Source organism: Campylobacter concisus, from assembly GCF_003049735.1.
GTDB lineage: Bacteria > Campylobacterota > Campylobacteria > Campylobacterales > Campylobacteraceae > Campylobacter_A > Campylobacter_A concisus_AN.
Genome location: NZ_PIRM01000004.1, coordinates 156,438 through 167,549, shown reverse-complemented (window position 1 = coordinate 167,549; position 11,112 = coordinate 156,438). Strand labels below are relative to the sequence as shown.

Here is an 11,112-nt window from a genome sequence, read left to right as displayed (position 1 = left end):
TTATCTATAAAACTCTTCATTTTAGGTATTTTATGCATTAAAAATTAAATTATAAATAATTTATTAAAAAAATTATTTAAATTAAATAATTATATTAAGGAATGAGAATTCTCTTTAGTATTTAAGTAAAAAGCTAGATTTTATGTATTTGTTATATTTTTAGCTTAAACCTATTGGTAATTTAAATTTGTTTAAATAGGCTATAATCCGCCAAAAAAGGAGAGATAATGCTAACGCATTTAGATGAGAAAGATCGTCCAAAAATGGTCGATGTGAGCCCAAAAGATCCTACAAAAAGAGTGGCAACTGCTAGCGGGATCATCAAGATGAGCAAAGAGGCCTTTAGAGCGATCAAAGAAAATACTGGCAAAAAAGGTCCAGTCATTCAAACAGCTGTCGTTGCTGCGATAATGGGTGCAAAAAAGACAAGCGAGCTAATCCCGATGTGCCATCCACTAGCTATTTTAGGTGTGGATTGTGATATCGAAGAGCTATCTGAAATTTGTGCTTTTAAGCTTTATGTGAGCGTAAAAATAGAGGGCAAAACAGGCGTTGAGATGGAGGCATTAACTGGCGTAAGCGTGGGGCTTTTGACCATTTATGATATGGTAAAAGCTATAGATAAAAGCATGGAAATAAGTAATATCGTATTAGAGAGTAAAACAGGAGGAAAAAGTGGCGAGTATATGCGATCTAAATAACAAAAAAGCAAAAATTGATTACCCAACACATTGGGAATATAAAATAATATTTGATGCAGATGTCAATGTAGAAGAAAAGGTAAAAGAGATAGTAAAAGATAGAGAATTTAAACTAGTCTTTTCAAAATTTAGCAAAGATAAAAAGTACGCAAGCTATGACTTAGCTGTGCTAGTTTTGAGCGAAGAAGAGAGGCTAGAGATATTTTCAGCACTAAAACACGAAGCAAAATACGTTTTATAAGGTAAAAGATATGAATAATTTAGAACAAAATTTACATGATTATAAAAGTAGCGATGGCTTATTAATAAGCATAAAAGCTCTTTGCAATAACTTCTTTCAAGATGCTGCGAACAAAGATATAAATGCTTTGCCAGAAATTTTAAAGGCTAAAATGAACGAGCTTTATGACAAAATGAACAAAGAAGATCTCATAAACACAAAAAATCTAAAAAGTGCCATGGAGGGAATAAATCAGGCCATTGTTGGCACTGAAGAAAAGGCACTTTACGAGCTACTTGATAAAAAAGATGAGCTAAATCGTGCAATAGAAGCAAAACGTGAGGAGATAAAAAATAGGCTCAAAATTTCATTTGAAGCAGCTGAAGAAGTCGTAAAAGATAGAAATTTTAGTGAAAAAGAGGAAATTTTAAAGCTTTTAAATAATGCGATCATTAGAGAAACAAGACTTCTTGGTATCTTAAAAGAGAGCGCTCAAATCGCATTTTTGACAACTCTTGAAGGTGCAAAAGATGTCGAAGAAACAGCTGGTGCGATAGCTAAAAATATGACCTATGTTGCAATAATTGGAGGAGAGTTTAGCAAAGAGCGGATACTTGAGATTTCAAAAAACATCATCATAGCAGCAGCAAATTTAGCAGACGAGGGTCATATCTTTGCAAAAGAGTTGATAAGTGGGGCGATAAGTGGCACAAGAGATGGTATTTTAAGGGCTATAGAAAAACTTAAAGATGAGGCGAAATTTGCTCCAGATGAGCTTAGGCTAAACTCACAACTACTAAATTTAAAAAATATTGATGAAGAATTTATAGCCTTGCTTAGGGAACTTGAAAAAGAATTTGAAGGTGTAGCAAGGAATGAGATCGAAAATGTGATAAATAGCGAGCTAGATACAAACCTAGCAAAATTTAAACGCATTAGCGATCAAGCAAGAGAGCAGATCATTTCAAGGATAGAAGAGTTAAAGTCAAACGGCATGGCAAAGCTTATGAGTGAGGCAAATAATAAATTTGAAGCCTTAAAGCAAGAGCTAAACGACAAGAGTAAAAAGCTAAAACTAAATTTTGATACAAACGACAAAATTGAAGAGATCAAACAAGAGATCGCTAATCTTGAGAAAAAAGCCAATGAAAAATTTGAAGACATCAAACAAATTGACATCAAATCAGAAGCTAAGAAATTTGGAGATAGAGCTTATCAAGCTGCAAAAGATCTGTTAAATGTTATTAAAAAAGATAAAAAAGAGGATTAAGTTATCAAGCTTATCTTGAAATTTTTCCTGAAAGATACTCGCACTATATATTCTTGCCAAGTGTGAAAATTTTCTCCACACTTGGCTTTTACTTTCTAAAGCCTTAAAATCACAAAAATAGATAAAGTAAAAATGCTCCCAAAATCAAGCGGTAGATGACAAAAGGCAGCATCCTAATCCTTGAAATGATCCCCATAAATAGCTTCACGCACACGTAGGCACTAACAGCACTTATAATGACACCAAGGGCGATGTCGCTCCATGGCAAAGCGTTTGGATCTTTGATTAGCTTTATGCTCTCAAGCCCACCAGCTAGAATAATGACTGGGATCGACATCAAAAATGAGAAATTTGCACTTCCCTTGTGGCTAAAGCCTAAAAATAAGGCTGCTGTCATCGTTATACCTGATCTTGAGACGCCAGGGATAAGTGCCACAGCTTGAGCAAGGCCGATAATAAGCGCAAATTTTATGGTCATTTCATATTCGCTTTTATTTGTCGAGCGAAGATCTGCAAAGTAAAGCGCTATGCCAAAGACGATCGTAGTAATAGCGATCACAATGCCGCTTCTTGCGTACTCTTCGATAATGTTGTTAAATAAAAGCCCAAAGATCCCAACTGGAATGGTGGCAAATCCCACGCACCAGACAAGCAAGCTATCACCCACCATCTTTCTTTGTGCGATCGAGGCAAAAAAGTCACGAAGTAGCTTAAAAATCGTATCTTTAAAATAAAAAAGTATCGCACTTAACGTACCAACATGTACTGCCACGTCAAAAGCAAGCCCTTGATCTGGCCAGCCAAGTAGCTTTGGCACCAAGATAAGATGGGCCGAGCTAGATATCGGCAAAAATTCGCTTATACCTTGCACCAAGGCCAAAACGATAACGTGAGAAATTTCCATAAAATGCCTTTTTTGATTTTAGATTGCAGTTGGGGATTTTACTCCCCAAGATTAAATTTATATAAGTTCGCTAGCAAAATTTGCAAGTTTTTGCGGAGTAAATCCAAAGTAATCAAATAGCTCGTTCGCCTTGCCACTAGCGCCAAAGCTATTCATGCCATAAACTGCGTCAGCAAATTTATACCACTCATAGCCGGTTGCAGCTTCAACTGCGATGATGGTTGTATTTTTATCTAAAATTTTAGCCACGTATTCATCTGGCTGCTCGCAAAGTAGGTCAAAACAAGGAGCTGACACGATGTTTGCACCAATGCCTTGTTCGCCAAGAATTTCAGCTGCTTTTACACAGAGTGAGACCTCGCTACCGCTTGCTATAAATGTGATCTTCGCATCTTTTGACGAGCTTAAAAGATATGCGCCGTTGCTAACCTCGCCAAATTCGCCTTTTGCAAGTGGCTCAAGCCCTTGACGGCTAAGCACAAAGGCGCTTGGAGCGTTTAAATTTAGAGCCACTTGCCAGCTAGCTGAGTTTTCGTTGCCATCAGCTGGGCGGAAAGTGTAGAAATTTGGCATCGCTCTAAATGTGCTAAGCTGCTCGATAGGCTGATGTGTCGGACCATCTTCGCCAACGCCGATGCTATCGTGTGTGAAAACAAAAAAGTGTTTGATGCCCATGAGTGCTGCTATCCTTGCACTTGGCTTTAGATAGTCACTAAAGATGAAAAATGTCGCTGAAAATGGCAAGAAAAGGCCGTATCTTGAGATACCGTTGTTGATAGCTGCCATGGCGTGCTCTCTGATGCCGTAGTGGATATTTTTGCCATTTGGGAAGTCGCCCATACCCTTTAGCTCGGTTTTGTTTGAAGGAGCAAGATCAGCACTACCGCCGATAAAGCCAGGAAGTTTTTTCGCTATCTCATTTAAAATGACATGGTTTGTATCTCTTGTGGCTAGCTTTTTGTCGCTAAAGTCAGGGAATTCGATCTTACTAAAGTCTGGATTAAGAAGTGAGTTTAGTAAATTTTTGCCTTCAATGCTTAGCGCCTCAACCTTTTTGTTCCACATCGCCTCTTCTAGATCGCCCTTTTCTACCGCACCTCTAAATCTTAAAAGCACATCTTCATCAATGGCAAATTTCTTCTCAGGATCAAAACCAGCTGCGGCCTTTGCCTTTTTGATGATCTCTTCGCCAAGTGGTGCGCCGTGGCTGTGGTGGCTGCCTTCAAGCTCCATTGCACCACGTGCTATACGTGTGTTTGCAATGATGAGATATGGCGACTCTTTCTCGCTTGCTTGCTCTAATGCAAATTCGATCTGGTCATAGTCGTGTCCGTCGATACGCGCGACTTCCCAGCCCTGCGCCTCAAACCTCGCTTTGACATCCTCGCTAAATGCGATCGCTGTGTCGCCCTCTATCGTGATGTTGTTTGAGTCGTAAATGAGCACAAGGTTGTCTAGTCTTAAATTTCCGGCTACCGAACATGCCTCGTAGCTTATGCCCTCTTCTAGGTCGCCGTCGCCGCAAAGGCAGTAAATTTTATGATCGATTATTTTATTGTCTGGTTCATTTAGCACGTTTGCAGCGTATTTTTCTGCCATGGCTAGACCTACTGCATTTGCTACGCCTTGACCGAGTGGGCCAGTAGCTACCTCAACGCCTGGAGTGTGAATCTCTGGGTGTCCTGGAGTGTTCGAGCCAAGTTGGCGGAAATTTTTAAGTTCATCAAGGCTTAGATCGTAGCCGCTTAGATACAAGAAGCTATAGACCAAGCTTGATGCGTGACCGCCGCTAAAAACTAGCCTATCTCTGTTTAGCCATTTTGGATTTTTAGGATTGTGTTTTAAAAAGTTGCTTAAAACCACCATGATATCAGCTAGGCCCATAGGAGCACCTGGGTGTCCGCTGTTAGCGTTTTGCACCATATCAGCGCACAAAAATCTTATAGTATCGGCTTGTTTTTTTAGCATATGATCTCCTTTTATTGCGTCAGATTATACAAAAAAGTGATTAAAACTTGCCTTGCGTTTTATCCTAAAATGTCTAAAGAGTGATATAAATTTTCTAATTTTTTATTAGCAAAAAGTTAGAAATTTCTAGCTTTTATCTTAGGTGTTTATCTGTAAGCTCTAAGATCATCTTAGCGATGCTTGCATCTATCTGCCTTAGCGCCTCTTCTATTTCGCCTATTAGTTCATCTTTTTTCTTTTTTGCACCCTCAAGGCCAAGCAAATTTGTAAATGAATTTTTCTCTAGGTCGTTGTGTACGGGCTTTCCAGCAGCTGTTTCGTCGCTTGTAAGGTCGATAATGTCGTCTTGTATCTGAAAAGCAAGCCCAAGCTTTAGGCCGATATCATAAATTTTATCGCACTCATTTTCAGCTAAATTTGCTATCACAGCGCCCATTTTCAGGCTAGCAGCGATGAGCTTTGCGGTTTTGTGGATGTGTAAAAATACCAGCTCATCAAGGCTTAGCATCTTACCAGAGAGGCCAAATTTAGCCTTCGCTCTTTTGATATCCTCTTTGTTTGTATTTTCAAAAAAACAATCCAGTGCTTGACCTAGCACCATACCACTAACGCCAGCATTTTGGCTTAAAATTTCCACGCATTTTATACGTGTTTGAGCTGGCAAATCAGCACGTGAAATTTCATAAAAAGCATGCGTATTTAGCGCGTCTCCTGCGAGTATCGCAGTAGTCTCGTCGTATGTTACGTGAAGCGTTGGCGTGCCACGCCTTAGGCTTGCGTTATCCATTGAAGGCAGGTCATCGTGGATGAGTGAGTAGGTGTGCATCATCTCAAGTCCTAAAGCCACTCTCATAGCCTTTTGCGTGAGGCTTTTATCCACGTTATCTACCACACCAAGAAGCAAAAGCGCCCTAAAATGCTTGCCTCCAGCCTTTAGCATAACGCCAAGCGCCTCCTCGTAGTAAGGGTGAAAGCTCGGTGCCTTTGGCAAATTTTCGTTTAGAAATTTTACAAACTCTTCAAGCAGGCTCATTTTGGCACTCTTGCAAAAAACTGAAAGTCATTTCTAGTAAATAGAAGCGTAAAATTTTTTAATTCACCAAGCTTCTCTAGAAGCTCTTCACGGCTACTCACGCTTTGTTTATCAAAACCCAAAATTTTATCGCCGGTCTTGATGCCAAAAATTTCTGCATTTGACTTTGGCTCGACCTTTGTAACGACTAAATTTTTATCCACCGTGATACCATAATCAACCAAAATCTTATCATCAAGCATTGTTTGTGGCTCTTTTGGCATGATGTTGAAATTTGGTATATCAAGGCTCGAAGGGGCGTCCACATCAAGACTTTGGTTAAATTTCACATCCCCGCTTACTGGCACTTGAAAGAGCATTTCTTGCTTATCGCGCTTCACGATGATGTCAAGCTTTGCGCCCTTTGGAGCAAAAAGTATCATCTCATTTAGCTCTCTTAGGCTCTTTGGCTTGATGCCATTTACACTAACCAGCTCGTCATCAACCATCATCATCTTGCCACGACCCAAAGGATCGACAAGACCCACAAAAAATTTATCCTCTTTTTGTAAAAATTTCACACCGATATCACCGTAATAGACGTCATCATAAGATACAAAGTGCTTCAAATAGCGATTTGGTATAAATTTATCAGCTCCAACAGCTATGCCTATCATCTTACAACAAGGCGTGTTTATCTCGCCAGTCGCGTTATACTCAAAGCTTAGCGTGTCAAAGTCACCTAAATTTTGCCCTAAAGACTTGATATGTCCCATGACAGTGTTGTTTGCATCATTTAAGATGCCAACCCAGGTGCTCTTTTTGATGCGCTCCTCGTTGGTCTCATCAGCCATCACGACAGGGCTTAGCTCCTTGCTAGAGCGGACTAAAAAGAGCTGCAAATATGGGTCAAATTTGACATATTCGCCAAGTGGGGCTCCCTCGCTTTTTGGCACTGCGATCAAATTTTTAGTGATAGCCACGCCAAAGTGTTTATTTACCGAGACGATTGAGTTTTTGTTCTTTTCAAAGCAGGCGTTAAAGTCCTCTTGCGTAGGCCTAGGATCGGCGTTTAGATAAAGCGCTGATAGCAAAAGAGCAAGGGCAAATTTATAATTTAGTCTCATTTTATCCCCATCGAAGCAAGGCCGCCAAGCATCCTTGAAGCAGTGTTTTTCTTGTCAGCCTCAACTGATTTTAGCACGTCATTTACGGCGCTTATTAGCAAAATTTGCATACTCTCTTTATCTTCAAGCAAGCTATCATCTATGCTGATATCAAGTATCTCGCCACTGCCGTTTGCCCTCACACTCACTAGTCCGCCGCCGCTTTTTGCCCCAAATTCTTTATTTTTGCTCTCTTCTTCTATCTGCTTGGCCTGCTTTTGCACATCCTCAAGCATCTGCCCCATCTTTGAAAAGTCAAATCCCTCAAACATCGCCTACTCCTTTATGATCTCGTTTTTGTTATTTACATGCACGATGGTTGGCTTAAATTTCTTAGCCTTTTTAAATTTCATACTAGCATACGCCACGATGATGACAACGTCGCCAACGCAGACCTTTCTAGCGGCCGCGCCGTTTAGGCAAATTTCGCCTTTTTTGCCCTTTATCACGTAGGTGGCAAATCTCTCGCCGTTATTTACGTCTAAAATTTCAACCTTTTGATTTTCTATCAAATTTGCAGCTTTTATAAGCTCCTCGCCGATGCTGATCGAGCCAACATAGTTTAAATTTGCGTCTGTTACGACGGCTCTGTGGATCTTGCTAGCTAAAATTTCTATATTCATTTTTACCTCTTTAAAAGCTCTTTTACTACTTCTTTGTCGCTAAATGGGTGCTTGACGCCCTTTATCTCTTGATATGGCTCGTCGCCTTTGCCAAGTATGACAAGCGCCCAGCCGGGTTCTAGCTTGCTGATAGCCAGTGCGATCGCCTCTTTGCGGTTGGCGTTTCGTATCAAATTTTCATTTTGACTCATACCAGCGCAAATTTCATCGATTATGCTCTCTGGCTCTTCGCTTCTTGGATTGTCACTTGTGACGATGCAAATTCTTGCGTATTTTTGAGCTATCGCTCCCATTTTAGGGCGCTTTGTCCTATCTCTATCGCCGCCTGCGCCAAAGACAGCTATCAAATTTAGATGTCTAAGCGAGTTTAGCACCTTTTCTATGCCATCTGGCGTATGAGCAAAATCCACGATGACTAGCGGATCGGTGCTTACAACCTCCATCCTGCCACTAACCCCTTTAAATTTGCTTATCGCTTTTGAAAGTGCGGCTGCGTCTGGTCGCTCTAGCAGGCAAACGGCGCCAAGAGCGGCGATTAGGTTGTAAAGATTAAACTCACCTTGAAGGCTTGAGTCTATCTCCACATCACCATTTGGCGTCTTGATAACCGCGTCTATGCCGCCCTTTAGCCCATAAACCACCGGTGCAAAGCTGGCTGGCTTTTTAAGCGAATACGTATAAGCGTTTTTTGGATTAAATTTAATGCCATTATCATCAGCATTTATAAGCTTCATGCAATCATCGTCAAAAAAGCTCGACTTTACCCTAGCGTACTCCTCCATGCTCTTGTGGTAGTCGAGGTGGTCTTGAGTCAAATTTGTAAAAATTTTTAGAGCAAATTTCAAGCTCTCTATGCGTTTTTGAGCTATCGCATGCGAGCTAACCTCCATCACGAAGTACTCGCAGCCTTGCTCACTAGCTGCTTTAAGGTAAGAAATGGTCTTTAAAATAGCACTCGTCGTAAGCGCCTTATCGTCTATCTGCTTACCCTCTATAAATGCCCCTCTAGTGCCACTTAGCCCACATTTTTTGCCTAAATTTCGCAAAATTTCATAAATAGCAGCAGCCGTTGTGGTCTTGCCATTTGTGCCTGTGATGCCAACTATCTTTAAGTTTTCGTCTATTTTTAAAAGCTTCTTGCAATCTTCAAGGCTAATTATCTTTGCACCATTTTTTACCGCTGCCTCTGCAAATTTTGCGTTTGCGGTAGTTTGCACGAAAAATGAGCCATTTTCGCACTCGTTTGAGTCATCTGTTATGAAGCTATTTTCTACTGATATTTTCATCGTTTTGTCTTTTTTGTATCTCTTTAAAAAGCTGATCTATACGCTCGTCGCCGCCAAACATCACCGCCGCACTCTCAAGATAGTTTATACTCATTTCGATGAAGTCATTTTTTATCAAATTTCCCAAAAATTCTAAAAAATCATCTTTGTTTGAGATCATTACCTTGGTTGAGAACATGATATTTTCAAAGACCTTTTTGAAGCTCCCGTCCTTATAAACAGCCTTTTTAAAGTCCTCGTAGCTAATCGCGTCTTGCTCTTCAAAATACTCATCGCTAGCCAATCTTGATTCTAAAATTTTTAAAATTTCATCCATTCCTTCATCATCTTCGCCAGCTCTTAATTTATCCATAAAATAGTCAAATAAAAGTTTTGCTTCCTCTGCATTTTTCTCGCCAAGGGAGCAAATTTGTATCAAAAATAGTAAATTTTTATCCTGTGTCTTTTCGTAAGCTAGAGAGAAGTAAAAGATCGCTTCTTTAAATTTAGAACGTTTGAAGTGCTTAATGCCTATTTTTTTATAATCTATCAATGTCAAATTCCTCGCCGATCGGGATATTTACGACCTCAAGCTCTGGGTGAATATCCATACGAAGTTGTCTTTCGAGTCCATATTTTAGTGTAGTTGTGCTAGCTGCACATCCATGACAATGCCCTGTAAGTCTTACATAAATTTTGCCGTTTTTTATGCCAAGTAGTTCCATGCCACCGCCATCATTTTCAAGCATCGGTAATACCTTTTGCAAACTCGCACTGACTGGTTTTAAAAGTTCTTCATCGCTAAATGGGATCATATTTTTTCCTATTAAATTTTTGGGCTATTATAGCAAAATAAAAATGCAAAAAATAATGGCTATATTTTTGCTTAGTGCTAATTTTGCTTTATAATTTAAACCTTTTTGACACACCTAGTCAGTTTTGATTATTAAATATTTGAGCTAAAATTTAGTAAATTTTTGATTATTAGTTTTAGGATAAAAGGGCAAATTTTGCCCTTTTGTTTAATCTATTAGAAGCGATTTTATATCTACTTTTTGCTCGATCATCTTGCTCTCAAGCATAAATTCTTGCGTAGCTTCAAGTGCTTTTATATCTTCAGCCGTGATCTTTGGACTAAAGTCATACTGCGGATACATACTCTTTACCGCCTCTATGCTAAGCCCGGTCTCTTCAGCTGTAAATTTTAATGCCTCTTCCTCATTTGCTTTCATAAAAGCCAAAATTTCATCTTGAGCCTTTTTAAATTTTTCAACTAGATCTTTATGCTTTTTGTAAAATTCTCCACTTGTGGCAGTAACGATGACTGGAGTGATGACGCCCTTGCCTGTTGTTACGACACTAAGTCCTGATTTTTTAGCATTATAAGCAGCTGGTCCAGCAAGAAGCGCTGCATCGACGCTACCATTTTCAAGTGCAGCTTGTGCAGCTGGGATACCCATAGAAACGAACTCTACATCATTTATACCAAGTCCGCCAAGAGCAAGATATCTAACCAAAAGCTCATTTAATATCGTACCTTTTGGGCCTGCTATTTTTTTACCTTTTAGGTCTTTAGCGGTTTTTATACCTTTATCTTTAGCAAATATTGCAAAAGCTTCGGGTGCTCTTGAATATGCACTTATGATCTTTATGTCAGCTTTGTTCGCTGCGGCAAGTATGACTGAAGTTCCGCCAACACAGTTTAAAAACTGAAGTGAATTTGAAGCTAGAGCTTGAGTCTGCTTTGCACCTGATGTTATCTCAGAGTACTCGACTGGTATGCCAAAAGATTTAGCATAAAAGCCTTTAAACTTATCGACGATTGAAGGGACGTTTAGTGGCGATTTGACGTAGGTCATGCCGATCTTATCTAGCTCACTTGCATTTGCGACTAGACAAAACAAAGAGGCCGCACACAAAATCTTAAAAAACTTTCTCATATTTGCTCCTTTAAAAATTTTTCAAATTATATAACTTTTTGCT

13 protein-coding genes are annotated in these 11,112 nt (G+C 39.6%); 3 read left to right on the top strand and 10 right to left on the bottom strand.

Features of this window, described 5'->3' with window-relative positions:
- Positions 1-224: 224 nt before the first annotated feature.
- The 3 genes from moaC to CVS97_RS07880 are packed head-to-tail and all read left to right on the top strand — an operon-like array spanning position 225 to position 2,191.
- The gene (gene moaC, locus CVS97_RS07890; RefSeq protein ID WP_178140250.1) at positions 225-701 is read left to right on the top strand and encodes a cyclic pyranopterin monophosphate synthase MoaC; all 477 of its coding nucleotides are present in this window, start codon (positions 225-227) and stop codon (positions 699-701) included.
- A complete protein-coding gene (locus CVS97_RS07885) occupies positions 676-942 on the top strand; it encodes a DUF493 domain-containing protein (protein WP_021091143.1) in 267 nt (88 codons plus the stop codon). Before moaC ends, CVS97_RS07885 begins: the two co-directional genes overlap by 26 nt.
- A 10-nt stretch (positions 943-952) precedes the next feature.
- Entirely contained in the window at positions 953-2,191 is a 1,239-nt protein-coding gene (locus CVS97_RS07880; RefSeq protein WP_107785683.1) for a hypothetical protein, read from the top strand.
- 109 nt (positions 2,192-2,300) lie between these two features.
- Here CVS97_RS07880 and CVS97_RS07875 read toward each other — a convergent pair whose 3' ends face one another.
- From CVS97_RS07875 to CVS97_RS07830, 10 genes are all read right to left on the bottom strand, one after another.
- Positions 2,301-3,095, bottom strand: a complete 795-nt coding sequence (locus CVS97_RS07875; RefSeq protein ID WP_107785682.1) for an undecaprenyl-diphosphate phosphatase — start codon at positions 3,093-3,095, stop codon at positions 2,301-2,303.
- A gap of 57 nt (positions 3,096-3,152) precedes the next feature.
- On the bottom strand, positions 3,153-5,063 hold the full coding sequence (tkt, locus tag CVS97_RS07870; RefSeq protein ID WP_107785681.1) for a transketolase: 1,911 nt from the start codon (positions 5,061-5,063) through the stop codon (positions 3,153-3,155).
- A gap of 133 nt (positions 5,064-5,196) precedes the next feature.
- Complete coding sequence (locus CVS97_RS07865) at positions 5,197-6,096, bottom strand: polyprenyl synthetase family protein (protein WP_107785680.1); 900 nt, start codon at positions 6,094-6,096, stop codon at positions 5,197-5,199.
- A complete protein-coding gene (locus CVS97_RS07860) occupies positions 6,093-7,202 on the bottom strand; it encodes a PDZ domain-containing protein (protein WP_107785679.1) in 1,110 nt (369 codons plus the stop codon). Before CVS97_RS07860 ends, CVS97_RS07865 begins: the two co-directional genes overlap by 4 nt.
- Complete coding sequence (locus CVS97_RS07855) at positions 7,199-7,513, bottom strand: YbaB/EbfC family nucleoid-associated protein (protein WP_107785678.1); 315 nt, start codon at positions 7,511-7,513, stop codon at positions 7,199-7,201. The genes CVS97_RS07860 and CVS97_RS07855 overlap by 4 nt, the downstream gene beginning before the upstream one ends.
- Before the next feature lie 3 nt (positions 7,514-7,516).
- On the bottom strand, positions 7,517-7,864 hold the full coding sequence (gene panD / locus CVS97_RS07850; protein WP_002941539.1) for an aspartate 1-decarboxylase: 348 nt from the start codon (positions 7,862-7,864) through the stop codon (positions 7,517-7,519).
- Positions 7,865-7,866: 2 nt separating this feature from the next.
- Positions 7,867-9,150, bottom strand: a complete 1,284-nt coding sequence (locus tag CVS97_RS07845; RefSeq protein ID WP_107785677.1) for a UDP-N-acetylmuramoyl-L-alanyl-D-glutamate--2,6-diaminopimelate ligase — start codon at positions 9,148-9,150, stop codon at positions 7,867-7,869.
- Positions 9,128-9,682, bottom strand: coding sequence for a hypothetical protein (locus tag CVS97_RS07840; RefSeq protein WP_021091130.1), 555 nt, complete (start codon positions 9,680-9,682; stop codon positions 9,128-9,130). Before CVS97_RS07840 ends, CVS97_RS07845 begins: the two co-directional genes overlap by 23 nt.
- On the bottom strand, positions 9,669-9,944 hold the full coding sequence (locus CVS97_RS07835) for a NifU family protein (protein ID WP_021091089.1): 276 nt from the start codon (positions 9,942-9,944) through the stop codon (positions 9,669-9,671). Before CVS97_RS07835 ends, CVS97_RS07840 begins: the two co-directional genes overlap by 14 nt.
- Before the next feature lie 207 nt (positions 9,945-10,151).
- On the bottom strand, positions 10,152-11,069 hold the full coding sequence (locus CVS97_RS07830) for an NrtA/SsuA/CpmA family ABC transporter substrate-binding protein (RefSeq protein ID WP_107785676.1): 918 nt from the start codon (positions 11,067-11,069) through the stop codon (positions 10,152-10,154).
- Positions 11,070-11,112: the final 43 nt, after the last annotated feature.